We start from the raw sequence: 26,620 nt of genomic DNA on the forward strand, positions 1-26,620 counted from the left end.
GCTACCGGCGGGGCCACCGGATTCCGGGAGCGCCGCGTCAGCCGGCGCCCGGTCCCGCCATGCCGGACAGCGCTTCGAGGTCGCTCTTGCGCACCTTGATCGCCACCAGGGCGACGACGACGGCGAGCACGACCATGGCCGTACCGGCGACGAACCCCTGGGACATGCCCTGGGTGAGCACCTCCTGGCCCCACGGCGGCGGCAGCTCGCCGGTTTTCTCCAGGACCGCCTTCTGCTCCGGCGTGGCCTCCGCCATGAACGACGGGAGCTGCTTCTCCGCCTCCTCCCTGCTGGCGGTGCCGAACACGGTGGTCAGGATGGACAGCCCGAGCGAACCGCCGACCTGCTGGGTGGCGTTGAGCAGGCCGGAGGCGGCGCCGGCCTGGTGCTGCGCGACGCCGGAGACGGCGGTGATGGTGAGCGTCACGAAGTTCATGCCCATGCCGAAGCCGAAGATGACCTCGGGCCCGAACACCCCGCCCATGAAGGTGCTGTCGGTGTCCAGCAGCACCAGCCAGCCCATGCCGACCGCGGTGATGGCCGACCCGCCGACCATGAACGGCTTGGGCCCGAGCACCGGCAGGAACCTCTGCGCGATGCCCGCGCTGACGACGATGGCCACGGTGATCGGCAGGAACGCCACGCCCGCCTTGATGGGGCTGTAGCCGAGGACGTTCTGCACGAACAGCACCAGGTAGAAGAAGATGCCGAACATGGCCGCGGACAGGCTCAGCATGATCACGTACGTGCCGGAGCGGTTGCGGTCGGCGAACATGTGCAGCGGCGTGATGGGGTCCTTCGCGTTGCGTTCGACGAAGACGAACGTCACGAGCAGGACGGCGGCCGCCACGAACGAGCCGATCGTCAGGCCGTCCCGCCAGCCCTCCTCGGCGGCGCGGATGAACCCGTAGACGAGCGCGACCATGCCGAGGGTGGACGTCAGCGCGCCGGAGATGTCGAAGCGTCCGGGGCGCCGCTCGGACTCGTTGATGTACAGCGGGACGGCGGCGATGATCAGGATGCCGATGGGTACGTTGACGAAGAGCACCCAGCGCCAGTCGAGCCATTCGGTGAGCATGCCGCCGGCCAGCAGGCCGATGGCGCCGCCGCCCGCGGAGACCGCCGCGAAGACGCCGAAGGCCCGGTTGCGCTCGGGGCCCTCGGGGAACGTGGTGGTGACCAGCGCCAGCGAGGTGGGCGAGGCGATGGCGCCGCCGGCGCCCTGGAGCGCCCGGGCCACGAGCAGCTGCCAGGGCTCCTGGGCGAAGCCGCCGAGCAGCGAGGCGGCGATGAACAGGGCGATGCCGAAGGTGAAGACGCGGCGCCGGCCGAGGATGTCCCCGGCCCGGCCGCCGAGCAGGAGCAGGCCGCCGAAGGTGAGGGTGTATGCGCTGACGACCCAGGTCAGGCCGGTCGTCGAGAAGTCCAGGGAGTCCTGGATGTGCGGCAGCGCGATGTTCACGATCGTGACGTCGAGGACGACCATCAGCTGACAGGCCGCGATGATGAGCAGCGCCATGTTGCGCCGGTCACCACGGGGAGCCTTGCCCGCCTCCGGCTCGTTCGCTAGTTGAGAGGTTGTCACCATGTTCCCCATACATGTGAAATAGTGAACGGTAGCGTTCACTGATGGATTGAGCGTAGGAGTCCCCGAGAGGGAACGCAAGCGTTCACTATGACCGCTGACGGAGAGACCGATATGGGTAGTTCGCGCCGGACCGCTGCCGGAGCGTGCGCCGGAACCAGCCAGAGCCAGGCGGGCGGCGTGCGCCGCCGCGGCGACGTACTCGAACGCGCCATCCTGGACGCCGCCCTGGAACAGCTGGGCGTCGCGGGCTGGAAGGGGCTGACCATCGAAGGCGTCGCCGCCCGCGCACAGACCGGGAAGGCCGCCGTCTACCGGCGGTGGTCGTCCAAGTCGGCGCTCGTCGAGGACGCGCTACGGGCCGGGGTCCCGCGGCTGGAGACGCAGCCCGACCGGGGCAGCCTGCGGGCCGACCTCACCGAGTTCTGCCGGGCCCTCCGCGACCGGATGTACTCCAGCGGCGGCCAGGCGCTGCGCGCCGTGCTCGACGAGTGCGACCGCGAGCAGGCGGAGCAGTTCCACGAGGTGATCATGGGGCAGATCATCGAGCCGGGCAAGGAGCTGATAGCGGAGCTGCTGCGCCGCGGGGTCGAGCGCGGGGACGTGCGGCCGGAGGTGAACGGGGACCTGGTGCTCGACGTGCTGCCGGCGATGATGATGTACCGGCACAAGACCACCGGGCGCGACCTCGGCGACGAGGACATGGACGAGATCGTCGACCAGGTGATGGTGCCGCTGCTGCACACGCCCTGACCGGAGCGCCCGCCGGGCGGCCGTGAGGCGGCCGGAGGCGGGTCGTAAGCTGGCCTCGTGAGTCCCTACGAGCCGCCCACCCACCGCGTCGAGCGCTCCCTGCGCGCCACCACGGGCGCCAAGGTCGTCGCCGGCGTCGACGAGGTCGGCAGGGGTGCGTGGGCCGGGCCCGTCACCGTGTGCGCGGCCGTCACCGGCCTGCGCCGCGCCCCCGAAGGGCTCACCGACTCCAAGCTCCTGACGGTCAAGCGGCGCGGGGAACTGGCCGCCGAGCTCACCGGCTGGGTCACCGCGCACGCGCTGGGCCACGCCTCTTCCCGGGAGATCGACGAACTGGGCATGACGGCGTGCCTGCGGCTCGCCGCGGGCCGGGCGCTCGCGGCGCTGCCCGTACGGCCGGACGCGGTCATCCTCGACGGCAAGCACGACTACCTCGGGCCGCCCTGGCGGGTCCGTACAGTGATCAAGGGCGACCAGTCGTGCGTCGCGGTCGCCGCCGCCTCCGTGCTCGCCAAGGTCCACCGCGACGCCCACATGGCCGAACTGGGCGCCGAACGGCCCGAGTACGAGCCGTACGCGTTCGGCGACAACGCCGGCTACCCCTCGCCCGTGCACCGCGCCGCGCTGGAGGAGCACGGGCCGACGGGCCAGCACCGGGTCTCCTGGGCGTACATGGACGCCCTCGCCAAGTGGCAGCACCTCAAGCGGCCGCGGATCGTCCCGGAGACCGCGGAGCTGGAGGCCGCCGGGCAGCTGGGGTTCGACATCTGACGTGCGCGGCCCGGCAGTTCGGGCCCTCCGCCCGCCGCGGCGGCGGGTACGGGACGCCGGGCCCCCGGCGTCCCGCGGGCTCCGGGGGCCGCCAGTTGGCCACCCGCTGACGTGGTTGTCACCTCCGTTTGATAGACATGCGCCCATGCCTCTCCCTGCCGAGGACTCTCCCACCCACGAGAGCGTCCCGGGCCGCAGTGCGCCCTCTCGTCCCATCCCAGGCCCCCGACCCGTGCGGCCGGGTGGCGGATCCCGTTCCGGCCCCGGCGGCCGCGGCCCCGGCACCACCGCGCCCGGCGCCCGTCCCGCGCCCTCCGGTGGCCAGGGCAGGCCCGCTGCCGGACCGCAGCTGCAACTGATCCCCGCGACGCCCGACGGGGCCGTGGACGCCGCGGACGAAGCCGTGGACCGGCTGCTGGAGTCCGGCCGCGGACCGGCCGAGATCCTCGTCCTCACCACCGGCGAGCTGCACCCGTGGGCCGCGCACGAGCTGTCGTTCGGCGAGGACGGCTACTGGGCGCAGGAGACGGCGGGCGACGACGTGTTCTACGCCGACGCCGCGTCGTCGGCGCGGCTGGCACGGCGGCCGGTGGTCGTCGTCGCCGTCAACGGCGGCGGCGACGAGGCGACGGCCGCCGCGCTGCCGGCGGCGATGACGCGCGCGGCGGCCCTGCTGATCCTCTGCGGCGACGCGGACTACATCAACGGGCTCCTGGGCGTCTCCGCCTGAGACCCCTGCCCCGTCCGCGGAACGGTGCGCGGCGGAAGGGGGCGCAGCGGGACGCCGCGCGGCGCCTCAGACCGCCCAGGACACGTCCGGCTCCGGCCGCGCCCCGGTCTCCGCATCCGCGTCCCCCCGCGTCTCCGCGTCCCGCGGCACGGCGTCCGGCGGCGGCAGCGCCCGCGGACCCGGAGCCGTCCTGGCCTGCGCACCGGCAGCGGCGGCGGGCGCGCCGGGCCCGGCGTCCGCCGGCGGGCCGTCCGCGTACGGCCGCCGCCCCCCGCGGCCCTCGCCCAGCACCTGCCAGCCGTCCCCGGTGAGCGTGATGTACGCCCCGCAGCGCAGCCCGTGCAGCGTGCAGGCGTCCCGCAGCCCCCACATCCACGCGCCGTCCTCCTCCGTCCAGCCGGCGTCCCCCGTACGGCAGTTCAGCAGGACGGCCGTGCGGACGGGGAAGCGGCGGCGCAGGTCGTGCGGGATGACCCGGCGGAGCCGGTCCAGCAGCGCGTTGCGCAGGTCCCAGCCGTCCGCGGCGGCCTCCGGGCGGCCCGGCCCGCGGCGCGGCACCGAAGCGCTCGCGCGCAGCCGCTCGTCGGGGTCGAGCACGGCGAGCACCGCCGTCCCCGGCGCGGGCCGGTGGCGGGTGTGCAGCCCGGTGACGATCTCGCGGGGGTTGCGCAGCAGCGGAATCCCGGCCGCCGCCCACTCGGCGGGTTCGAGCAGGCGACCGGACGGACCGGTGTCGCCGGTGGCGGGACCGAAGACCAAGGGCCCTCCCTGGGGCTGGAGACGTACGAGCGCACCGGCGGGGGCGACCGGGCGTGGGCGCGCAGCGTCGAACAGCCCGGAGGCCGGGCCGACGCTGGGAGCGAGGTCAATTCTCCCCGCCGAAATGGCCTGCGGCAATGCGGCATTGTCGACACATCGCTCTTCTTCGGCCGTTCTGTCCGGCTGTTCTGCCCGGCTGCTCTCGCCTGTGCTCTCCGGGTGTGCTCTCCGGCTGGTCAGCCGCGACTCCGCGGCGGTCACCGTGCGTGAGGTGGCTGACTGTCAGTGCCATCGGGTTGCATGGGGGCATGGACGATCAGGAGCTGCGCGCCGAAGCCGACGCCGTACTCGCCGGGCTCGTCGGCGCCCCCGGCGCCCCGGCACGGCTGCGGGAGGACCAGTGGCAGGCCGTGGCGGCCCTGGTGCGGGAGCACCGCCGCGCCCTGGTGGTGCAGCGCACCGGCTGGGGCAAATCCGCGGTGTACTTCGTGGCCACGGCGCTGCTGCGGCGCCGTGGCGCCGGGCCCACGGTGATCGTGTCGCCGCTGCTGGCGCTCATGCGCAACCAGGTCGAGGCCGCCGCGCGGGCCGGCATCCGGGCCCGTACGATCAACTCGGCCAACCCCGAGGAGTGGGAGGCCGTCCACGAGGAGGTCGAGCGCGGCGAGACCGACGTGCTTCTCGTCAGCCCCGAGCGGCTGAACTCCGTGGACTTCCGCGACCGCCTGCTGCCCGAGCTGGCCGCCACCACCGGCCTCCTCGTCGTCGACGAGGCCCACTGCATCTCCGACTGGGGACACGACTTCCGCCCCGACTACCGCCGGCTGCGCGCCATGCTCGCCGACCTGCCCGAGGGCGTACCGGTGCTGGCCACGACGGCGACCGCCAACGCGCGCGTGACCGCCGACGTCGCCGAGCAGCTCGGCACCGGCGGCGGCGAGGCCCTGGTGCTGCGCGGCCCGCTCGACCGCGAGAGCCTGCGGCTCGGCGTGGTCCGGCTGCCGGACGCCGCGCACCGCCTCGCCTGGCTCGCCGAGCACCTCGGCGACCTGCCCGGCTCCGGCATCGTCTACGCGCTCACCGTCGCCGCCGCCGAGGAGGCCGCCGCCTTCCTGCGGCAGCGCGGCTTCCCCGTCGCCTCGTACACCGGACGCACCGAGAACGCCGACCGGCTCCAGGCCGAGGACGACCTCCTGGCGAACCGGGTCAAGGCGCTCGTCGCGACGTCGGCGCTGGGCATGGGCTTCGACAAGCCGGACCTGGGCTTCGTCGTCCACCTCGGCTCGCCGTCCTCCCCGATCGCGTACTACCAGCAGGTGGGCCGCGCCGGCCGCGGCGTCGACCACGCCGACGTGCTGCTGCTGCCCGGCCGGGAGGACGAGGCGATCTGGCGCTACTTCGCCGACACCGCCTTCCCGCCCGAGGCCCGGGTCCGCCAGACCCTCGCGGCGCTCGCGGACGCCGGCCGCCCGCTGTCCGTCCCGGCCCTGGAGGCCGCCGTCGACCTGCGGCGCACCCGCCTGGAGACGATGCTGAAGGTGCTGGACGTCGACGGCGCCGTCCGGCGGGTCAAGGGCGGCTGGACCGCCACCGGCCGGGACTGGGACTACGACGCCGACCGGTACGCGCGGGTCGCGCGGCAGCGCGCGGCCGAGCAGCAGGCCATGCGGGACTACGCGAACACGTCGGACTGCCGGATGGAGTTCCTGCGCGGACAGCTCGACGACGAGGGGGCGGAGCCCTGCGGCCGCTGCGACAACTGCGCGGGGCCCTGGATCGACGCGGGCGTGTCGGCGGAGGCGCTGACGGGGGCCGCGAAGGAACTGGACCGGCCGGGGACGGAGGTCGAGCCGCGGCGGATGTGGCCGACGGGCATGGCGGCCCTGGGCATCGACCTCAAGGGCCGCATCCCGCCCGGAGAGCAGGGCGGCACCGGCCGCGCCCTGGGGCGTCTGTCCGACATCGGCTGGGGCAACCGGCTGCGGCCGCTGCTCGCGGAGAACGCCGCCGACGGGCCCGTCCCGGACGACGTGCTGCGGGCGGCGGTCGACGTCCTCGCCGGCTGGGCGCGCGCCCCGGGCGGCTGGGCCGCCGGCGGCCCCGACGCGGCGGCGCGGCCCGCCGGGGTCGTCGCCGTGCCCTCCACGACCCGCCCGCAGATGGTCGACTCGCTCGCCCGCGGCGTCGCGACCGTCGGACGCCTGCCGTACCTCGGCACAATGGCGTACGCGCACCCCGACGGCGGCGCCCAGCGACCGGTCCGCCGCAGCAACTCCGCCCAGCGGCTCGCCGCCCTGACCGGCGCCTTCGCCGTCCCCGACGACCTCGCCGCCGCCCTGGCGGCCACGCCCGGCCCGGTGCTGCTCGTCGACGACTACACCGACTCCGGCTGGACCCTCGCGGTCACGGCCCGCCTGCTGCGGCGGGCGGGTGCCGCGGGCGTGCTGCCGCTGGTCCTCGCGGCCGCGGGCTGAGACGGCGCGGCCGGGCGCCGACGGCCGGGCGAGCCGGGCGGATTCCCGGCCGCCCGGACAGGCATGACATGGCCAGGCCAGGGGTTATCCACAGGGGTCGCGAAACCCGCGGAGACACGAAAACCTCAAGCCATGACAACGCACAACGACACGCAGGTCGTGCTCCGCAGCCCGGCCGAGCTGGCCGACGCCCTGCCGTACCTGATGGGTTTCCACCCCGACGACAGCGTCGTCCTCGCCGCGCTGCACGGCGCGCGGGGACGCTTCGGCGGCAGGCTGCGGCTGGGCATCCCGCCGGACCGCGACGGCTGGCCGGACGTCGCGGCACAGCTCGCCGAATGCCTCGTCGAAGGCAGCGCCCAGCGCGGTGACAAGCCGGACGGCATCGTCGTCTTCCTCTGCCAGGACCCCGCGCCGGGGGAGCGGCCGCAGGAGGTCATGGAGCGCATGCGGCCGCTCGCGCAAGCGCTGCGCGTGGCCTGCGGACGGCTGGAGGTGCCGGTCGTGGAGGCGCTGTGCATCTCCGCCGGGCGCTTCTGGTCGTACCTCTGCCCGGACCGGCGCTGCTGTCCCCCCGAGGGCACGGCGCTGGCCCCGCCCGGCCGTTCCGCCCTGGCGGCGGCCGCCGCCTTCGCGGGCATGCAGCGGCCCGGGTCGCTGCGCGCGCTCGAAGGCAGACTCACCCCCCGGCACCCGGACGTCGACCGGCAGACCCGCGCGCTCGACGCGGCCGGCGGCTCCCTCGTGCCCCGGATCCTCGCGCAGACCGGCCGCGAGACGGTGCGCGAGGACACCGTGCGGCTGACGGACCGGCTGATCGCCCGGCTCGGCGCAACTCCGCCGCCCGCGGGGGAGGCGGCGGCGGACAGCGACGCCCGGGACGACACGCTGCTCACCGACACCGAGGCGGCGGACCTCATTGTCGGCCTCCAGGACCGGCTCACCCGCGACCGCGCGGCGGAGCGGATGGAGGGCCCGGAGGCCGCCGGGGCGCTGCGGCTCTGGCGGGCCCTCGCCCGCCGCTGCGTCGGGGCGTACGCGGAACACGCCGCGGCGCCGCTGACGCTCGCCGGATGGGTGGCGTGGTCGGGCGGCGACGAGGCGGCGGCCCGGGTCGCCTTCGGCCGCGCCCTGGAAACCGACCCGGAGTACCTGTTCGCCCGGCTGCTCCACCAGGCGGTCAACGAGGGCCTGGACCCGGAGCCGTTGCGCCGCTCCCTGCGCCGTCAGCGCGAGGCGCAGGAGACCGAGTCGGCCGAGTCGGCCGAGCCGTCCACGTCGGCGGTGCCGGCCGGGCCCGCCGCGCCGGCCCCGGCGGCGTCCACCGCCTGCGCCGCGGAGTCGTCCCGGCCGCCGACGCGACCGTCGTCCCGGCCGTCGGCCCATCCGTCGTCCCAGCCGCCGCCGGCCGGGGGCTCCCGGCGCCCGCCCGGCCGCCGCGCGTCGCGCCGCACCGCGCGGCGGCGCAACGCGCGAAGCGGGGATTAGCGAGGGGGAGAGGAGGGAGCGGGGCGAGGCCGGCCGGGCTCGCTGCGTGACCTGGAGGGGCTTGAGGGCGTTCTCAGGGCGGCGGCCGGCCGCCGCCCCGTCCGTCCACGGCTTCCCCGAGAGGTCCGCCGCGTGTCTCCCACCCCCCGCCCTCCGCGTCAGCGGCCGCCCCTGCCGAGCCCCGCGCACGACGCGCTCGTGTGCGTCGCCATGCCGGCGTTCGCCGTCTCCGCACGCCACGGTCAACTCGACGGAAACGGGCTCGAAGGGTTCTACCGGGCCGGGCGCCGGCTCGTCGGCCGGCTGCGGCTGCGGGTGGGCGGCGTGGAGCCGCTGCCGGTGCAGGGCCGCCGGGCGGGGGCGGACCGGGTGCGCTTCGTGGGCACCGTGCGCACGGGCGCGGAGTCGGGCCCCGACCCGGCGGTGGTGGTGGAGCGCGTGCGGCACGCCGCCGGCGTCGAGCGGATCACGCTGCACAGCAGCGCCACCCGGGTGCTGCGGCTGACGCTGGAGGCCGAGCTCGGCACGGACCTGGCCGAGCTGAGCGCGGTCGCCGCGGGCCGCGAGCGTCGCGAAGTCCCGGCCGGCGTCCACGAGTCGGGCCTGCGCTGGCGCCCGCCCGCGACCGCGGACCCGGCCCGGGAGACGGCCGGTCCCGAGGGAGGCGGCGGCGCGGGCACGCGCACCGCGGCCCGGGAACGCGGCGGCGCGGCGCGGGACGGCGGCGCGCACGGCGGCACGCCGCGGGAGGACGGTGCCGTGCCCGGCGGCGCGGCGGACGGCCCGGCGCGGGCCCGTGCCGCGGCGGGTGGCGCGGCGCGGGCCGGTGGCGCGGCGCAGGGCGGTGGCGCGGCGGGTGACGGGGGCGTGGCCGCGTCCGGTGGCCCGGCGCGTGGCGGCGGCGCCCCGGGCAACGGTGCCCGAGCCGGTGGCGGCGGCGGAGGGGGAGGGGGAGGGGGAGGGGCCCCCGGGGGCGGGATCGGGGCGCTGGTGAGCGCGGAGCCCCCGCCCGACGACGTGATCGCCGCGGCGGGGCTGCTGCGGTGGCGGCTGGAGCTGGCGCCGGGCGGGTCCCGCACGCTGGAGCTGCGGATCGGAACGGACCGGGCCGACCCGCGGGAACTCCCCCCGGTGCCGTGGTCCCCGGCCGCCGCGGCGGCGGGCGACGACCCGGCGGTGCCCCCGCTGCTCGACACCGCGCTCGACGACCTGCGGACCCTGCTGCTCCGCGACCCCGCCGACCCGGCCGACGTCCACCTCGTCGCCGGGGTGCCGTGGCGCTGCGCGCTCGCCCCCGCCGACGCGCTCTGGGCGGCCCGCATGCTCCTTCCGCTGGGTACGCGCCTGGCCGCGGGCACCCTCCGCGCCGTCGCCCGCACCTGGCCGGCGCCCCCGGTCGCCGGGGCCCCGGATCCCGGCCGGCTGCCCGGCACCCTCCGGGACTCCGGCCCGCACCTGCCGCCGGCCGCCACCGGCGTCGAGGCCACCCTCCTCTTCCCCGCCGTGCTCGCCGAGGCCCGCCGCTGGGGCCTGCCGGAGCGGGACGTCGACGGGCTCCTGCCCGCCGCCGAGCGCTGCCTCGCCTGGCTGCGCACCGTCGCGGAAGGGCGCGGCTACGTTCCCGATCCGGCCCCCGGCGGTCCGTACCGCTGCGAGACCCAGGCCCACGCCCACCGCGCCGCCCTCCTCGGCGCCGAACTCCTCGACGCCTGCGGCCGCCCCGGCGCCGCCGGGTGGCGGCAGTGGGCCGCCGAGCTGCGCGAGCGCTTCCGCGCCGACTTCTGGACCGAGGACGCCGCCGGCGGCAGACCCGCGGCGGCCCTCACCGCCGACGGCCGCCCGCTCACCCACCTCGGCGGTGCCGCCGCCCACCTCCTGCCCACCGCCTCGGACACCCTCCTGCGCGGCCCCGACCTCAGCGGCCCCGGCCCTGCCGATCCCGGCCCTGCCGATCCCGGCCCTGCCGATCCCGGCCCTGCCGATCCCGGTACCGGCCCGAGCGCCGCCGCCGACACCGCCGTTGACCCGGTCGCCGCCCCGGGCGACGGCCCCGGCCGTCCGCCGACGGCCGCCGTACCCGCCCCCGGCCTCCTCGACAGCACCCAGACCGGTCAGCTCGCCCGCCTCCTCGCCAGCCCCGCCCTCGACTCCGGCTGGGGCCTGCGCAGCCTCGGCGCCGCCGAGCCCGGCTTCAACCCCTTCGGCCACCGCGCCGGCGCCGTGCACGTCCACGAGACCGCCGTCGCTGTCGCCGGCCTCTTCGCCGCCGGCTACGACAAGGAGGCCGGCGCCCTCCTCCGCGGACTCCTCGACGCCGCCGGCCACTTCGGCCACCACCTGCCCGAGATGTACGCAGGCGACCAGCGCACGGCGGGCGGCGCGCCTCTCCCGCACCCGGCCGCCTGCCGCCCGTCCGCGGTCGCGGCCGCCGCCGGCGTGCACGTCCTCACCGCGCTCGCCGGCCTCGCCCCCGACGTCCCGGGCGGTACGGTCTCCGCCCGCCCGCCCGGCACGGCCCCGCTGGGCGCGCTCCAGCTGACCGGCTGGCGGCTGGCCGGCGAGCCGTTCGCGGTACGGGTCAGCCGGCTCGGCCACGCCGTCGTCGAGGAAGCCGCCCCCGGTCTCCAACTCGGGTCCTGAAACGGCGCCCCGGCCGCCGGCCCAGGGGGATCGCCGTGGGCACCGGCCCCGGCGAAACGGCCCTCGCGCCCAGGCCCGGGTCGGCCGAAAGGAGGGCGCCGGGCACCGTCCGGCGGCGCGGGCGGCGGCTCGCCGCGGTGCCCCGGCAACCGGAGGGTCCGGATCTCGCCCGTCTCCGCACGAAGTCCTGATTATCGTCAGGCAGACGACTATGATCCCCGCCATGCCCCCCTACGAGCCGTCCGCCTACCCGCCGTTCGCCGTCACCGTCGACCTGGTCGTGCTCACGGTGCGCCGGCACGCGCTGAGCGCGCTGATCGTCCGCCGCGGCGAGGCCCCCTTCCAGGGGCGGTGGGCGCTGCCGGGCGGATTCGTACGGGCGGAGGAGGACCTGGCCGAGGCGGCGGCCCGTGAACTGGCCGAGGAGACCGGTCTGCACGCGCACGGCCCGGTGGCGGAGGACGCCCCCGCGTACGCCGCGCACCTCGAACAGCTCGCCACGTACGGCGATCCCAAGCGCGACCCCCGGATGCGCGTGGTGAGCGTCGCCCACCTCGTGCTGGCCCCGGACCTCCCCGCGCCGCGCCCCGGCGGCGACGTCGGCGGCGCCCGCTGGGCGCCGGTCGGGACCCTCGTCGGCCCCTCCTCCGACGACGCGCCCGAGGGGCCGCCGCTGGCCTTCGACCACCGCCGGATCCTGGCCGACGGAGTGGAGCGGGCCCGGTCGAAGATCGAGTACTCGTCGCTGGCCACCGCCTTCTGCCCGCAGGAGTTCACGGTGGGGGAGCTGCGCCGGGTGTACGAGGCGGTATGGGGCGTGGCACTCGATCCCCGCAACTTCCACCGCAAGGTCACCGGCACCCCCGGCTTCCTGCTGCCCACCGGCGGCACCACCACCCGCCAGGGCGGCCGGCCCGCCCAGCTCTTCCAGGCCGGCGGCGCGACGATCCTCAACCCGCCGATGCTGCGCCCCGAGGTCTGACCGCCCGGGCCGCACCCCGCACCCCGCACCACCCGCGCCCCGGGCTCGCCCGCGACCCCGTCCTCCCGCGCCGGCACCCTCCCACGCCCGGCCATACGCCCGTACGACCACACATCCGCGACGCCGCACCGCGTCCGGGCGGGAAATCCCCGGTCCGGCGTGGCTCCTGCGCAATCATCCCTATATGTCGGAAATCAACCGATTCCGGGAGGCGCTGTGATCCAGGCCGTCGGACTCACGAGCAGGCCCCGCGGCGGCCGTCCGCCCGCCGTGCGCGACCTCACGTTCGAGGCCGAGGCGGGCACCGTCACTGCGCTGCTCGGCGAGCCGGGCGCGGGCAAGACCGCCGCGCTGCGCCTCATGCTCCAGCTGGACGGCGGCCGGGGCGTCACGCTCTACGACGGCCGCCCGCTGAGCCGGCTCCCCGCCCCCGCCCGCGAGGTCGGGGCCGTGCTCGGCGACGTCGCCGGCCACCCCGCCCGCACCGTCCTCGCCCACCTGCGCATGCTCGCCGCCGCCGTCGGCGTCCCCGCGGCCCGCGCCGACGCCCTCCTCACGCACGTCGGTCTGGACGCGCTCGCCGACGACCGGCTCGACGCCCTCTCGCTCAGCATGGACCGCCGCCTCGGCCTCGCCACCGCGCTCCTCGGCCAGCCGCACTCCCTGCTGCTCGACGACCCCGTACGCGATCTGCCGCGCCGCGAGGCGGCGTTCTACTACGCGCTGCTGCGCGAACTGGCCGCCGCCGGCGTCTGCGTCGTGCTCGCCACCGCCCAGCCGCGCGTCGCCGCCCGCTTCGCCGACCGGGTGCTGACGCTGCGCGCCGGCCGGCTCGTCGCCGACGAGGACGCCGAGGAGTTCGCCCGGCTGCGGCTGCGCCCCTGCGTGATCATCAGAACGCCGCAGGCCGAGCGGTTCGCCAGCTATCTCACGCGGCAGGCCAGCACCCCGGAGCGGCGCATCGAGGTGGTGCGCCGGGACGGCGGCGCCCTCGCCGTCTACGGGACCGACAGCGCGGCCGTCGGCGAGCTGGCGTACCGCAACGGCATCCTGCTGCACCAACTCACCTCCTCCTCCCACGAGTCCGTACTCGCCGGCGCCCCGGGAGCCCCCGCCGCAACCGCCACGGCCACACTAGAGCCCGGCACCGACACCGCCCCGGACGCCGCCGGCCACGCCGCCGACCACGCCCCCGACCACGCGGACACCGGCCCCCGCGCGGACGCCGCCCCCGAGCCCGCGGACCCCCGCGCCGCCGCCCCCCGCCCCGCCTCCGACGACGCCCCCCTCGCCGGCCCGCTCCGCCGCCGCTGGCTCCCCGGCCCCGCCCACCCCCTGCGCTACGAGCTGCGCCGCACCACCTCCGGCTCCCGGCTGCCCCGCGTCGCGGCCGCCGCCACCCTCGCCGCCTCCGTCGCCGGCGCCGCCGTCCTGGCGCGCTCCGCCGGCGGCTCCGCCGTCGCCGACGACCCCGCCGTCCGCATGCTCACCGGCTGGGCCCCGGTCCTGCCGCTGCCGCCCGCCGCGATCGGCGCCGGGCTGCTCGGCGCGTACGCCTTCGGCCAGGAGTTCAGCTTCCCCTCCCTCACCCCCGCGGTCGGCGCCGTGCCGCGCCGCCTCGGGCTGCTCTTCGCCAAGCTCGCCGTGAGCACGGCCGTGGCGCTCCTGCTCTTCGTCGCCGTCCTGCTCGCGGACGCCACCGCGCTGCTCGTGCTCTTCGGGGACGTCGTGGACATGCCCGCGGACGGCGGCCTGCAACTGCTGAGCTGGGCGGGCGTGACGGTGGGCTGCGCGTGGACGGGGGTGCTGGCCGCGGGGCTGTTCACGTCGGCGTCGCTGGGGCTGGCCGCCGTGCTCACCGTGCCCGTCGCGGTCGCGCCCGGGGTGCACGCGCTCGCCGGGACCGGCGCGGTGCGCCGCCTCGGGGAACTCCCGTTGCAGCTCATGCGCGTGCTGCACATCCCGTGGCCGGACGGCGGACCGGATCTCGGCGGCGTCTTCGACGCGTCCGTCCAACCCTTCGGACACGCGCTGGCGTTGTCCCTCGGCGCTCTGCTGGGCGCGTACGTCCTCACCGCGGGCCGCGCCCGCTCCCTGGGGCGGGCCCTGGGGCGGAGCGGGTGTCCGAGTTTCGTACGGAGGGTTTTCAACTCCCCCGGTGATTAGCCGGTTTCCCGCCGGTTTGCTGCCCGGACCGCGTCAATGGAGGGGCGCTGGGCGATCACCCTTTCGTGTGCTTTTCACCAAAGCCCTCAAGGCGGCCGGGAGGGCCGCCGACAAAGGATTCGTGAGTACCCTTGCGCAGACCATGATGACGGCCCGTTCCTCCGAGTCCGGCTTCGCCGGCCACGGGGATCTCGACCGCTACCCGTACGCGGACGGCCATGCGGCCCCCGCTCCCGCCGCCCCCGTCCCCCCGGCCGCCGCCCCCGGCCCCGCCGCGCCGGCCGCACCCGCGCCGGCCGCGTGGGACACCGGGGACGCGGAGATCGGCCGCGTCGGCCGCCGCGCGGCGACCAGCCGGGGCCGTGGGCTCCACGGCCAACTCGTCCAGCAGCTCGGCCAGATGATCGTCTCCGGCGATCTGGGCGCCGACCGTCCGCTCGTGCCCGAGGAGATCGGGCAGCGCTTCGAGGTCTCGCGCACGGTGGTGCGCGAGTCCCTGCGCGTGCTGGAGGCCAAGGGCCTCGTCAGCGCCCGCCCCAACGTCGGCACCCGCGTCCGCCCGGTCAGCGACTGGAACCTCCTCGACCCGGACATCATCGAGTGGCGGGCCTTCGGCCCGCAGCGCGAAGACCAGCGCCGGGAGCTGTGCGAGCTGCGCTGGACGATCGAGCCGCTGGCCGCCCGGCTCGCGGCCGGGCACGGCCGCGGCGCCGTCCAGCAGCGGCTGACGGACATGGCCGAGATCATGAGCCACTCGCTGGTGCAGGGTGACACGGTCACGTTCGCCCGCGCCGACGCCGAGTTCCACGCGCTGGTCCTGCAGGTCGCCGGGAACCGGATGCTGGAGCACCTGGCCGGCGTGGTCACCGCGGCGCTGCAGGTCTCCGGCGGTCCCGCGGGCGGCTGCGACCGCCCGAGCGAGGCGGCCGTGGGCCACCACGTGCACATCGTGGAGGCGCTCGGCAGCGGCGACGGCGCCGCCGCCGAGTCGGCCATGCGGCAGCTGCTCGCGGTGCACGCCGAGATCGGCGCGGGCGAACGTGTCGTGCCGGCGCCGCGCGAGCACTGACGGCCCCCGCGCACACCGACGACGGGGTACGGGCGCGCGGCAGCGGCCGCGCGCGCCCCGTCGGTACGGGCACCGACACCGCCGCCGCCCCCCGAACAGGGGACGGCGGCGTCGTGCTCCGGCCGGACGCGGGATCCCCCGGGCCCGTACGCGCCGCTCCCCGGCCGGTACGCCCCCCGGCACCCGCGCCCCCGCCCGCGCGTCCCCGCCCACGTCCCCGCGCCACCGGCCCCCCGCGTCACCCGTACGCCCCGGCCCACCCCGTGTGCCCCAGTCAGCCGACGGGCGCACGACACCCCGCGCACGGGCGCCCACGCGCCCCCCCGGCCGCCCGGACGGGCGGGCGCCCGCCCGGCTGCTTTCGTGCGGCCGGCCCGGTGGCGGTAGATTGTGACCTGGGCCACGTGGATTGGGCGTAACGCTGTGCGGGAAAGCGCGATGACCTAAGAGGTGGTGGCGCGCGTACCGCGGTTCCGCCTCTACGCCGGTGGTCCATCCCCGCCGCCGGTCATTACCCATCGTTTCGAGAGGTTGTTCGTGTCGGCCAGCACATCCCGTACGCTCCCGCCGGAGATCGCCGAAGCTGAGTCCGTGATGGCACTCATCGAGCGGGGGAAGGCCGAAGGGCAGATCGCCGGTGATGACGTGCGTCGTGCCTTCGAGGTTGACCAGATTCCGCCTACCCAGTGGAAGAGTGTCCTGCGCAGCCTCAACCAGATCCTCGAAGAGGAGGGTGTGACACTGATGGTCAGTGCCGCAGAGGCGCCCAAGCGCACCCGCAAGAGCGTGCCGGCGAAGACCCCGGCGAAACGGACCGCCACCAAGGCGGTCGCCAAGCAAGCCGTCCCCGCCAAGACCGCGACGAAGAAGCCGACGGCCACGGTCGCGGCGCACGCGGTCCAGGAGGCCCCCATGGACGATCCGGTGCCCGCGGGCCTGGGCGACCCGGCGGACGAGCCGGAGAAAAAGGCCGCCGCGAAGAAGACCACCGCCAAGAAGACGGCCGCCCGCAAGCCCGCGGCGAAGAAGGCGGCCCCGGCCAAGAAGGCCGCCGCCCGCAAGCCCGCGGAGAAGGACGGCGAGGCCGTCGTGGCCGAGGGCCCCGAGGACGTGCCGCCGGAGAAGGACGAGCAGCCGCCCGCCGAGGCCGAGGCGGAGGGCTTCGTGCTCTCCGACGAGGACGAGGACGACGCCCCCGCCCAGCAGGTCGCCGCCGCCGGTGCCACCGCCGACCCGGTCAAGGACTATCTGAAGCAGATCGGCAAGGTGCCCCTGCTCAACGCCGAGCAGGAGGTGGAGCTCGCCAAGCGCATCGAGGCCGGGCTCTTCGCCGAGGACAAGCTGGCCGCCGCCGACAAGCTGGCGCCCAAGCTCCGCCGCGAGCTGGAGATCATCGCCGAGGACGGCCGCCGCGCCAAGAACCACCTGCTGGAGGCCAACCTCCGCCTCGTGGTCTCGCTCGCCAAGCGCTACACCGGCCGCGGGATGCTCTTCCTGGACCTCATCCAGGAGGGCAACCTGGGCCTGATCCGGGCCGTCGAGAAGTTCGACTACACCAAGGGCTACAAGTTCTCCACGTACGCAACCTGGTGGATCCGGCAGGCGATCACGCGCGCGATGGCCGACCAGGCCCGCACCATCCGCATCCCGGTGCACATGGTCGAGGTCATCAACAAGCTCGCCCGCGTGCAGCGCCAGATGCTTCAGGACCTGGGCCGCGAGCCCACGCCGGAGGAGCTGGCCAAGGAGCTGGACATGACCCCGGAGAAGGTCATCGAGGTCCAGAAGTACGGCCGCGAGCCGATCTCCCTGCACACTCCGCTGGGCGAGGACGGCGACAGCGAGTTCGGCGACCTCATCGAGGACTCCGAGGCGGTCGTCCCGGCCGACGCGGTCAGCTTCACCCTGCTGCAGGAGCAGCTGCACTCCGTCCTCGACACGCTCTCCGAGCGCGAGGCGGGCGTGGTCTCCATGCGCTTCGGGCTCACCGACGGGCAGCCCAAGACCCTCGACGAGATCGGCAAGGTCTACGGCGTCACGCGGGAGCGCATCCGCCAGATCGAGTCCAAGACCATGTCGAAGCTGCGGCACCCGTCGCGCTCCCAGGTGCTGCGCGACTACCTGGACTGAGGTGCGGGGCGCGCCCTGCTGACTGAGGCTGAGTGGAACGACCACGTGCAGCCTCACGTCGCCAGGGAGCCCCCATGCGCCTGTGTCCACGCTCGATCGTCGCCGCCGCCGTCGCCGTGCTGCTGCCTGCGGCCGTGCTCGGGCAGGCGCCGCCGGCGGCGGCGGACGGTGTGGTGGTCGGCGGGCGGCCGGTGAGCATCGACGACAGCCCCTGGACCGTCGCGCTGACCAGCCGGAAGCTCTTCGGCGACGAGCGGTCCGGGCAGTTCTGCGCGGGCGTGCTGGTGTCCCCCGAGGTCGTGCTGACGGCCGCGCACTGCCTGGCCGAGGAGACCCTCGGCGTGCCGTGGAGCGAGGTCGGCGACCTGGCGGTGGTGGCCGGCCGCGGGGACCTCGCGAGCACCGCCGGGCGGGAGGCGGCCATCGAGCGGGTGTGGGTGAACCCCGACTACGACAGCTGGACGAACGCCGGCGACCTGGCCGTCCTGCGCCTCAAGAGCCCGGCCGGCGCCGGGGGCTTCCTGAAGCTGGCGGCCGAGCCGGACGACCCGGCGTACGAGCCGGGGTCGCCGGCCCGCGTCTACGGCTGGGGCGACACCGAGGGCGACGCCAGCTACCCGACGGCGCTGCACGCCGCGGACGTCGAGGTGCTCCCGGACGCGGCCTGCGAGCGGGCCTACCCGGGCAGCCCCGACGGCCGCTACCTGGCGGCGTCCATGGTCTGCGCCGGGCTGATGCGCGGCGGCCGGGACGCCTGCCAGGGCGACAGCGGCGGCCCGCTGGTCGTACGGGGCCGGCTGGTGGGCCTGGTCTCGTGGGGGGAGGGCTGCGGGGAGAAGGGCCGCCCGGGGGTCTACACGCGCATCTCCGCGGTCGTGGAGGCCGTCAGGGAGCACCGGGGCGGGTGAGGCGCCCGGAGGCCGTCCAGCTACGGCCCACGGCCGCACCGGGCCGGGGAGCCGTCCGGAACCGGTCGGGAGCGGGCCAGGAACGGACCGGGAACGGGCCGGGAGGGCGCCGGGGCGGCCGGGGGAGCGGACCGTCCGGGGCCGGGGCGACGGGCCCCGAAAACCGACGAGGCGGCCACCCCTGCACGGGGTGACCGCCGGTGTCCGGCCCGGGACCGGACGAGGCTCGTCGGGCTGACGTCGGCGCGTCAGCGTTCGTCGGCGGTTGCCGACGCCGGAGTGGCCTGCAGCCGCTCCGTCTCGTCCTGTATCTCGGCCGCGATCTTCTTGAGCTCCGGCTCGAACTTACGGCCGTGGTGCGCGCAGAAGAGCAGGTCGCCGCCGCTCGTCAGGACAACGCGCAGGTAGGCCTGGGCACCGCAGCGGTCGCACCGGTCGGCGGCCGTCAGCGGGCTTGCGGGAGTCAGAACAGTAGTCACGTCGCCTCTTCTCTAGCTCGACGAGCTGTCGTACCAGGGTCAACATCCAACCGGGCCGAAAACGTTCCCGCTCGTGGTCCACAATCGGGAAAGCCTTCGTGACCAGGCCCGATGTCGCCAGGTGGCGGCGGATGAGCCGTAGTGCTTGTCGTGCTTGTGCCGTATTGAGCGCCTTTGGTCCTTTTTGACCTCCCCGGCTGGGTTGCCGGTTGTTCATGAGGACGTGCCCGGAGCCTAAATGGTTCATGCGCGTAAGGGAACGTGATAAACGAATCACCCCTCTGAGGGATCGAACATGCACTCGAAACGGGACTAGTATCGACTCACATGCGGGTGGCTGCGTACCGGCTCTATAGAGCCTCGGTACCCTCTGACCGGCAGATGAGGCCCGCCACCGCCACCCGGGCCCGAATTCAGCGAGGAGCGAACTGAGTGACCGCCGACACGTCCGTGCCGTCCGTGCTGGCCGCCGCCGAGCGCGACGGCTCCAATTACACCGCGCGGCACCTGCTCGTGCTGGAGGGCCTGGAGGCCGTCCGCAAGCGCCCCGGCATGTACATCGGCTCCACCGACAGCCGCGGCCTCATGCACTGCCTGTGGGAGATCATCGACAACTCCGTCGACGAGGCCCTCGGCGGGTACTGCCGGAACATCGAGGTCCTGCTCGCCGCCGACGGCTCCGTGCAGGTCGACGACGACGGCCGCGGCATCCCCGTCGACGTCGAGCCGAAGACCGGCCTGTCCGGCGTCGAGGTCGTCATGACCAAGCTGCACGCCGGCGGCAAGTTCGGCGGCGGCGCGTACGCGGCCTCCGGCGGGCTGCACGGCGTCGGCGCCTCCGTGGTCAACGCGCTGTCCGCCCGGCTCGACGTCGAGGTCGACCTCTCCAGCCGGACGCACGCGATGAGCTTCCGCCGCGGCGTCCCCGGCCGGTTCGACGGCAAGGGCCCCGACGGCTCCTTCGAGCCGGCCAGCGGCATGACCAAGGGCAAGAAGATCCCCAAGACCAGGACCGGCACCCGCGTCCGCTTCTGGCCGGACCGGCAGATCTTCCTCAAGGACGCCGCGCTCTCGATCGACGACCTGCACGCGCGCGCCCGCCAGACCGCCTTCCTCGTCCCCGGCCTCGCGCTCGTCGTGCGCGACGAGCGCTCCGCCGACAAGGGCGAGCACACCCGGGAGACCTTCCGCTACGACGGCGGGATCAGCGAGTTCTGCGAGTTCCTCGCCCCCGACCGGCCGGTCTGCGACGTGCTGCGGCTGGCCGGGCAGGGGTCCTTCAAGGAGACCGTCCCGGTGCTCGACGACCGCGGGCACATGACGCCCACCGAGGTCAGCCGCGACCTCGGCGTCGACATCGCGCTGCGCTGGGGCACCGGGTACGACACCACGATCCGCTCCTTCGTCAACATCATCGCCACCCCCAAGGGCGGCACCCACGTCACCGGCTTCGAGCGCTCCCTGACCCGCACGGTCAACGACGCCCTGCGCGGTCTGAAGCTGCTGCGCGTCGCCGAGGACGACATCGTCAAGGACGACGCCCTGGAGGGCCTGACCGCGGTGGTCACGGTCCGGCTCGCCGAGCCGCAGTTCGAGGGCCAGACCAAGGAGGTCCTGGGCACCTCGGCGGCGTCCCGGATCGTCGCGCAGGTCGTCGCCAAGGAGCTGAAGGCGTTCCTGACCTCCACCAAGCGGGACGCCAAGCAGCAGGCCCGCGCGGTGCTGGAGAAGGCCGTGGCGGCGGCCCGCACCCGGATCGCCGCCCGGCAGCACAAGGAGGCGCAACGCCGCAAGACCGCGCTGGAGTCCTCCTCGCTGCCCGCCAAGCTGGCGGACTGCCGCAGCGACGACGTGGACCGCTCCGAGCTGTTCATCGTCGAGGGCGACTCCGCGCTGGGCACGGCGAAGCTCGCGCGCAACTCCGAGTTCCAGGCGTTGCTGCCGATCCGCGGCAAGATCCTCAACGTCCAGAAGGCGTCGGTCGCGGACATGCTGAAGAACGCCGAGTGCAGCGCGATCATCCAGGTGATAGGGGCCGGCTCGGGGCGGACGTTCGACATCGACCAGGCGCGCTACGGCAAGGTGATCTTCCTCGCCGACGCGGACGTCGACGGCGCGCACATCCGCACCCTGCTGCTCACCCTCTTCCAGCGCTACATGCGCCCGATGGTCGAGGAGGGCCGGGTCTTCTCCGCGGTGCCGCCGCTGCACCGCGTCGAGCTGGTCCAGCCCAGGAAGGGCCAGGACAAGTACATCTACACGTACTCGGACAACGAGCTGCGCGAGACCCTGCTCGACCTGCAACGGAAGGGCACCCGCTTCAAGGACTCCATCCAGCGCTACAAGGGCCTCGGCGAGATGGACGCCGACCAGCTCGCCGAGACCACGATGGACCCGCGGTACCGCACGCTGCGGCGGATCAACATCAGCGACCTGGAGGCCGCCGAGCAGGTGTTCAACCTGCTGATGGGCAACGAGGTCGCCCCCCGCAAGGAGTTCATCACCAACTCGGCGGCCACCCTGGACCGTTCGCGGATCGACACCTGAGCCGCCCCGGCCCGGGATCGGGCCGGGGCAGGCGCTCCTTCGGGTGGGGGGGTGAGGTCGGCGGTCCGGCCGCGCGGGGCGCAGCGGGCTAGGTACGCAGCCAGACCGCCGTGTCCTGCGGCAGCCGGCCCTCGTCCAGAGGGCCGCTGCCGATCAGGACGGCGTGGTGGGCCGGGAGCGGCGCCGGCTCCGCGGCCAGGTTGACGACGCAGACGAAGTCGCCCGACCGGGCGAAGGACAGCACGCCGTCCGGCGCGTCGAGCCAGCGCATCGGCCCGTCGCCGAGCCCCGGCTCGGCGCGCCGCAGCCGCAGCGCCTCGCGGTACAGCCGCAGCATCGAGCCCGGGTCGTCCTCCTGGCGCTCGACGGCGTACGTGCCCCAGCCCGCCGGCTGCGGCAGCCACGGCTCCGCCGCCGGTGCGCCCCCGCCCCCGTCCGCGGTCTCGCTGAAGCCGTACGCCGCCCCGCCGTCCGCGCGCCAGGGCAGCGGCACCCGGCAGCCGTCCCGGCCCGGGTCGCGGCCCTCGGAGCGGAAGTGCATCGGGTCGACGATGCGGTCCCGCGGCACCTCCGCCTCCGGCAGGCCCAGCTCCTCGCCCTGGTAGAGGTAGACGGAGCCGGGCAGGGCGAGCGAGAGCAGCGCCGCGGCGCGCGCTCTGCGGGTGCCGCGCACGGGGTCGGTCGGGGTGCCGAAGCGCTTGGCGGCGAAGTCGAAGCCGGTGCCCGGGCCGGCGTCGTCGCGGCCGTAGCGGGTGACCGTGCGGGTCACGTCGTGGTTGCACAGCACCCAGGTCGCGGGCGCGCCGACCGGCGCGTGGTATTCGAGGGTGGTGTCGATGGACTCGCGCAGCGCGGCGGCGTTCCAGGGGCGGGCGAGGAAGTCGAAGTTGAAGGCGGTGTGCAGCTCGTCGGGGCGCAGGTAGCGGGAGAAGCGCTCCGGCTCGGGCACCCACAGCTCGCCGATGAGCACGCCGTCGTACTCGTCGGCGATGGCCCGCCAGGAGCGGTAGATCTCGTGGAGTTCGTCGCGGTCGACGTAGGGGTTCGGCTCGCCGCGCGGGTCGTTCTCGTCCCAGTCGGGCAGCGCGGGGTCCTTGGCGAGCAGGGCGGCGGAGTCGATGCGTACGCCCGCCGCGCCGCGCTCGAACCAGAAGCGCAGCACCTCCTCGTGCTCGCGGCGCACCGCCGGGTGGGCCCAGTTGAGGTCCGGCTGCCGCTCGGAGAACAGGTGGAGGTACCAGTCGCCGTCGGCGTGCCGGGTCCAGCTCTCGCCGTTGAACTGCGAGGGCCAGTCGTTCGGCGGCAGCTCGCCGCTCTCGCCGCGGCCGGGGCGGAAGTGGAACAGCTCGCGCTCCGGGCTGCCGGGCCCGGCGGCCAGCGCGGCGCGGAACCAGGGGTGGGCGTCGGAGACGTGGTTGGGCACGATGTCGACGATCGTGCGGATGCCGAGGGCGCGGGCCTCGGCGATCAGCTTCTCGGCCTCGTCGAGGGTGCCGAACGCCGGGTCGATGGCCCGGTAGTCGGCGACGTCGTAGCCGCCGTCGGCCATCGGCGAGACGTACCACGGGGTGAACCAGATGGCGTCCACGCCCAGCTCGGCGAGGTACGGGAGCCGGCCGCGGACCCCGGCGAGGTCGCCGGTGCCGTCGCCGTCGCCGTCGGCGAAGCTGCGTACGTAGACCTGGTAGATGGCGGCGTCACGCCACCAGCTGCTATCCGACACTGAATCCCTCACAGGAAATCCCTACTGGTTCAGGAAGAGGGGCCCGTCCCGTCAGCCCTTGAGGCTGCCGCTGGTCAGGCCGTGCATGATGTTGCGCTGGAAGACGAGGAAGATCACCAACGTGGGCACCGAAGCGATCGCCAGCGCGGCGATGAGCTGGTTCTCCGGCACGCTCTTGGCGAGCGAGTAGATGCCGACGTTGAGCGTCTGCTTCGACGGGTCGGGCAGGGTGAGCATCGGCCAGAGGAAGTCCTTCCACACGGCGACGACCGCGAAGATCGAGACGACGCCGAGGATCGGCCGGGACATCGGCAGGACGATGGAGCGCAGGGTGCGCATCGGCGACGCGCCGTCCATGGCGGCGGCGTCCATCAGCTCCCGGGGGATGGAGTCGAAGAAGCGCTTGAGCAGGAAGATGTTGAAGGCGTTGGTGACCGCCGGCAGCCAGATCACCCACGGCGAGTTGATGAGGTTGCGCTCCACCAGCGGCACGTCGAGCACGGTGAGGTACTGCGGTACGACGAGGACGGTGGCCGGGATCATCAGCGTCGCGAGCATCGCGCCGAGGATGACCTTGCCCAGCACCGGGCGGAGCTTGGACAGCGAGTACGCCGCGGCCACGTCGAAGACGAGCATGAAGGCCAGCGCCCCGAAGGCGTACACGCAGGTGTTGAGGAGCAACTGGGCGAGGTCCAGCACGCTCCACGCCTCGGAGTAGTTCTCCGGCTGCACCTCGCCCGGCACGAGCGTCGGCGGGGTCTGCGCGAACTCCTGGGTGGTCTTCAGCCCGCTGGTCGCCATCCAGTACAGCGGCCCGATGAACACCAGCGTGAAGACCACCATGACCAGGGTGAACGCGCCCCAGTACAGGGCCTTTCCGCGCGGCCTGGCCAGCGCCGCCGGCGAGATCAGCGTCCTTTGTGATTCGGCCATCCGATAACTCCCGGCTTCAGTCTTCGCTGCCGCGGTCGAGGCGGACGAACGCGGCGGAGAAGACGGCGAGCACCAGCATCAGGACGACCCCGAGGGCCGCCGCGCTGCCGTAGTTGTTGAAGGTGAAGGCGTACTGGTAGATGAGCTGGACGACGGTCAGCGTCGAGTTCTCCGGGCCGGCGCCGCCGGTGAGCAGGAACGGCTCCACGAAGACCTGCATCGTGGCGATGATCTGCATCAGCAGCATCAGCGACAGGATGAGCCGGGTCTGCGGGATGGTGACGTGCCAGATCTTGCGGAACAGCCCGGCGCCGTCCAGCTCGGCGGCCTCGTACAGCTCGCCCGGGATGCCTTGCAGCGCGGCCAGGTAGATGAGCGTGGCGGCGCCCATGTTCATCCACGTGGCGGCGATGACGACGGACAGCATCGCGGTGTCGCTGGACTGGAGCCAGTCCTGCGCGGGCAGGCCGAAGGTCTCCAGGATGCGGTTGAAGAGGCCGTAGCCCGGGTCGTAGAAGTACTTGAACAGCAGCACGGACGCGACCGGCGGGAGCATCACCGGCAGGTAGACCAGGACCCGCAGGTACGCGCGGCCGTGCCGGAACTCGTTCAGCACGATCGCGACCGCGAACGGCACGGCGAAGCCGAGGAGCAGCGCGAGCCCGGTGAAGAGGAACGTGTTGCGCCACGCCTCCCAGAAGGCGGGGTCGTTGAAGATGTAACTGAGGTTCGACCAGCCCGCCCAGACGGTCTCGCCGTCCTCGTTCTTCTGGAAGGCCAGGATGAACTCCCTGACCATCGGATACCAGGAGAAGAGCGAGAAGCACAGCACGGCGCCGATGAGGAAGCCGTGGGCGGTCAGGTTGCGGCGCAGCGCGCGGCCGAAGTCCCCGCCGCGGGCGCGCCGGTGGCCGGCGGGCCGCCCCGCGGGCGGGGCGGCCTTCCGGGAGATCGTGGGCGCCGCCATGGTCACTGGTTCGCGAGGACCTGGTTGACCTGGTCCTCCGCGGTGTCGAGCAGCTCGGCGGGGTCGGCGTCCTCGTTGGTGAGCACACTCGACATCACCGTGTCGAGGACCTTGTAGATCTCCTGGGCCTTGGGCGGCTCGGCGCGGCCGGGGACGGGGTTGTCGCGGAACGGCTTGAAGTTCTCGACCGGCATGGTGGAGTGCTCGGCGCGCAGCTTGTCGTCCTGCCGCTTGCTCTCGCCCTTCCAGAAGTCCGGCTGCGGCAGCCCGACGGGCAGCCCGTCGGCCTTCGTCCGCCCCCAGTCGAACTGGCCCTGGCCGGGGGTGAGGAACTTGAAGTTCAGCCAGGCGATCGCGGCCTTGATCTGGTCGGGCGAGCTGCCCTTCTTGATCAGGTAGTCGTTGCCGCCGAAGAGGGTCGCCTCGCCGCCGGGCATCGGGCCCATGCCGTAGTCGGCGTAGTCGCCGCCGAGCTGCTGGACCATGTACGTGATGTCGTCGGGCGCGGCGAGGAACATGCCGAGCTTGCCGGACGCCATCTGCTTCTGCAGGTCGCCCCACTTGAGGAGCTGGGTCTCGCCCATGCTGTCGTCCTCCCAGCGCATCGCGTGGAGGTTCTCGACGTATTCGCGGACGGTCTCGTCGTTGAACGCGGCCCGGGTCTGGTCCTCGGAGACGATGTCGCCGCCGAGGCCGTACACGGACGCGGTGAAGTGCCAGCCGCCGTTGTTGCCGGCGCTGTACTCGCCGAAGCCGCTGATGCCGTCGCCGAGGCCGGCGATGGCCTGGGCGGCCTCGCGGACCTCGTCCCAGGTCGTCGGCGGGTTGTCGGGGTCGAGGCCGGCCTCCTCGAACAGCTCGCGGTTGATCAGCAGGCCCATGGTGTAGTTGCTGGTCGGCAGCCCGTAGAGCTTGCCGTCCTGCCTGAGCACGTCGAGGACCTGCGGGTCGATGTCCTTCAGCGCCGGTACGGTCTCGTTGTTGACGTACGCGCTGATGTCGGCGGCGCCGTCGTTGTCCAGCACCTGCTGGAGGTCGGTGAAGTACGTGTAGAAGACGTCCGGCTGCGACTTGGCCTTGAGCATCGCCGTGAACCGCGGCGGCTCCAGGCAGGGGTCGGTCTGCTTCCCCTCGATCGTGACGTTCGGGTACTTCTTGTTGAACGCTTCGACGTCCTCGTTCCACTCCTTCAGCTCGGCCTTCTCGGCCGCCGGCGGCATGCAGTCGATCGTCAGGGTGACCTCGGTCTCCGGGTCCAGCGGGGCGGCGGCGTCGGCCGGATCGGCGGCCTCCTCCCCGCCCTCGTCGGAGCTGGAGGTGCCGCATGCGGCCACCAGCGCCAGGGCGGCGCTGAGGGCGATGGCGGCGCTGGTACGGCGGAACCCGGTCTGTCTCATCTCGGTGACCCCTCTGGGCAGGAGCGGGAAACCACGGCTGCACGCTGCCGTGGCGCGCCACACTCAATCACCGTCGACAGGACTCCGCAATATGTCGCGCGGAAGTTGCAAGAATGAGA

Annotated in this window: 19 protein-coding genes; 12 read left to right on the forward strand and 7 right to left on the reverse strand. The window is 74.4% G+C overall.

The features are described 5' to 3' along the window. Positions 1–37 precede the first annotated feature (37 nt). Positions 38–1,585 (reverse strand): MFS transporter, encoded by a 1,548-nt coding sequence (locus ACHZ99_RS13730; protein WP_420304810.1) that lies wholly within the window; start codon positions 1,583–1,585, stop codon positions 38–40. A gap of 114 nt (positions 1,586–1,699) precedes the next feature. On the opposite strand from ACHZ99_RS13730, the gene ACHZ99_RS13735 reads away from it, so the two are divergent. The 3 genes from ACHZ99_RS13735 (at position 1,700) to ACHZ99_RS13745 (ending at position 3,839) form a co-directional block, all read left to right on the forward strand. Continuing rightward, on the forward strand, positions 1,700–2,338 hold the full coding sequence (locus tag ACHZ99_RS13735; RefSeq protein ID WP_420304811.1) for a TetR/AcrR family transcriptional regulator: 639 nt from the start codon (positions 1,700–1,702) through the stop codon (positions 2,336–2,338). Between the two features lie 57 nt (positions 2,339–2,395). Beyond that, a complete protein-coding gene (locus ACHZ99_RS13740) occupies positions 2,396–3,109 on the forward strand; it encodes a ribonuclease HII (protein ID WP_420304812.1) in 714 nt (237 codons plus the stop codon). A gap of 145 nt (positions 3,110–3,254) precedes the next feature. Further along, positions 3,255–3,839 carry a hypothetical protein gene (locus ACHZ99_RS13745; protein WP_420304813.1) on the forward strand — a complete coding sequence of 195 codons (585 nt, stop codon included), beginning with the start codon at positions 3,255–3,257 and terminating at the stop codon, positions 3,837–3,839. A 66-nt stretch (positions 3,840–3,905) separates the two neighbouring features. On the opposite strand, the gene ACHZ99_RS13750 is transcribed toward ACHZ99_RS13745, so the two are convergent. Next, positions 3,906–4,598, reverse strand: a complete 693-nt coding sequence (locus ACHZ99_RS13750) for a hypothetical protein (protein WP_420304814.1) — start codon at positions 4,596–4,598, stop codon at positions 3,906–3,908. Positions 4,599–4,906: 308 nt separating this feature from the next. On the opposite strand from ACHZ99_RS13750, the gene ACHZ99_RS13755 reads away from it, so the two are divergent. The 8 genes from ACHZ99_RS13755 (at position 4,907) to ACHZ99_RS13790 (ending at position 18,455) form a co-directional block, all read left to right on the forward strand. Next, positions 4,907–7,072 (forward strand): DEAD/DEAH box helicase, encoded by a 2,166-nt coding sequence (locus ACHZ99_RS13755; protein WP_420304815.1) that lies wholly within the window; start codon positions 4,907–4,909, stop codon positions 7,070–7,072. 132 nt (positions 7,073–7,204) lie between these two features. After that, the gene (locus tag ACHZ99_RS13760) at positions 7,205–8,560 is read left to right on the forward strand and encodes a DUF4192 domain-containing protein (protein ID WP_420304816.1); all 1,356 of its coding nucleotides are present in this window, start codon (positions 7,205–7,207) and stop codon (positions 8,558–8,560) included. A 210-nt stretch (positions 8,561–8,770) separates the two neighbouring features. Then, the gene (locus ACHZ99_RS13765; RefSeq protein ID WP_420305203.1) at positions 8,771–11,200 is read left to right on the forward strand and encodes a glycogen debranching N-terminal domain-containing protein; all 2,430 of its coding nucleotides are present in this window, start codon (positions 8,771–8,773) and stop codon (positions 11,198–11,200) included. Between the two features lie 223 nt (positions 11,201–11,423). Continuing rightward, positions 11,424–12,182: an NUDIX hydrolase gene (locus ACHZ99_RS13770; RefSeq protein ID WP_420304817.1), complete on the forward strand. Its 759-nt coding sequence runs from the start codon at positions 11,424–11,426 to the stop codon at positions 12,180–12,182. A 216-nt stretch (positions 12,183–12,398) separates the two neighbouring features. After that, a complete protein-coding gene (locus ACHZ99_RS13775; protein ID WP_420304818.1) occupies positions 12,399–14,348 on the forward strand; it encodes an ATP-binding cassette domain-containing protein in 1,950 nt (649 codons plus the stop codon). A gap of 67 nt (positions 14,349–14,415) precedes the next feature. Further along, positions 14,416–15,417, forward strand: a complete 1,002-nt coding sequence (locus tag ACHZ99_RS13780) for a FadR/GntR family transcriptional regulator (RefSeq protein ID WP_420304819.1) — start codon at positions 14,416–14,418, stop codon at positions 15,415–15,417. A gap of 531 nt (positions 15,418–15,948) precedes the next feature. After that, positions 15,949–17,547 (forward strand): RNA polymerase sigma factor, encoded by a 1,599-nt coding sequence (locus ACHZ99_RS13785; RefSeq protein WP_420304820.1) that lies wholly within the window; start codon positions 15,949–15,951, stop codon positions 17,545–17,547. Between the two features lie 74 nt (positions 17,548–17,621). Continuing rightward, complete coding sequence (locus ACHZ99_RS13790) at positions 17,622–18,455, forward strand: S1 family peptidase (protein ID WP_420304821.1); 834 nt, start codon at positions 17,622–17,624, stop codon at positions 18,453–18,455. Between the two features lie 248 nt (positions 18,456–18,703). Here the strand turns inward: ACHZ99_RS13790 and ACHZ99_RS13795 are convergent, their stop codons facing one another. Continuing rightward, complete coding sequence (locus ACHZ99_RS13795; RefSeq protein ID WP_420304822.1) at positions 18,704–18,934, reverse strand: DUF7455 domain-containing protein; 231 nt, start codon at positions 18,932–18,934, stop codon at positions 18,704–18,706. Positions 18,935–19,366: 432 nt separating this feature from the next. On the opposite strand from ACHZ99_RS13795, the gene ACHZ99_RS13800 reads away from it, so the two are divergent. Next, the gene (locus ACHZ99_RS13800) at positions 19,367–21,481 is read left to right on the forward strand and encodes a DNA gyrase/topoisomerase IV subunit B (protein ID WP_420304823.1); all 2,115 of its coding nucleotides are present in this window, start codon (positions 19,367–19,369) and stop codon (positions 21,479–21,481) included. An 88-nt stretch (positions 21,482–21,569) separates the two neighbouring features. Here ACHZ99_RS13800 and ACHZ99_RS13805 read toward each other — a convergent pair whose 3' ends face one another. The 4 genes from ACHZ99_RS13805 to ACHZ99_RS13820 are packed head-to-tail and all read right to left on the reverse strand — an operon-like array spanning position 21,570 to position 26,501. Next, positions 21,570–23,204: a glycoside hydrolase family 13 protein gene (locus tag ACHZ99_RS13805; protein ID WP_420304824.1), complete on the reverse strand. Its 1,635-nt coding sequence runs from the start codon at positions 23,202–23,204 to the stop codon at positions 21,570–21,572. A gap of 51 nt (positions 23,205–23,255) precedes the next feature. Further along, on the reverse strand, positions 23,256–24,137 hold the full coding sequence (locus tag ACHZ99_RS13810) for a carbohydrate ABC transporter permease (RefSeq protein ID WP_420304825.1): 882 nt from the start codon (positions 24,135–24,137) through the stop codon (positions 23,256–23,258). 16 nt (positions 24,138–24,153) lie between these two features. Next, entirely contained in the window at positions 24,154–25,104 is a 951-nt protein-coding gene (locus ACHZ99_RS13815) for a carbohydrate ABC transporter permease (RefSeq protein WP_420304826.1), read from the reverse strand. Between the two features lie 2 nt (positions 25,105–25,106). Further along, positions 25,107–26,501, reverse strand: coding sequence for an ABC transporter substrate-binding protein (locus tag ACHZ99_RS13820; RefSeq protein WP_420304827.1), 1,395 nt, complete (start codon positions 26,499–26,501; stop codon positions 25,107–25,109). Positions 26,502–26,620 lie beyond the last annotated feature (119 nt).

Source organism: Streptomyces sp. MAR4 CNX-425 (assembly GCF_048656465.1).
GTDB lineage: Bacteria > Actinomycetota > Actinomycetes > Streptomycetales > Streptomycetaceae > Streptomyces.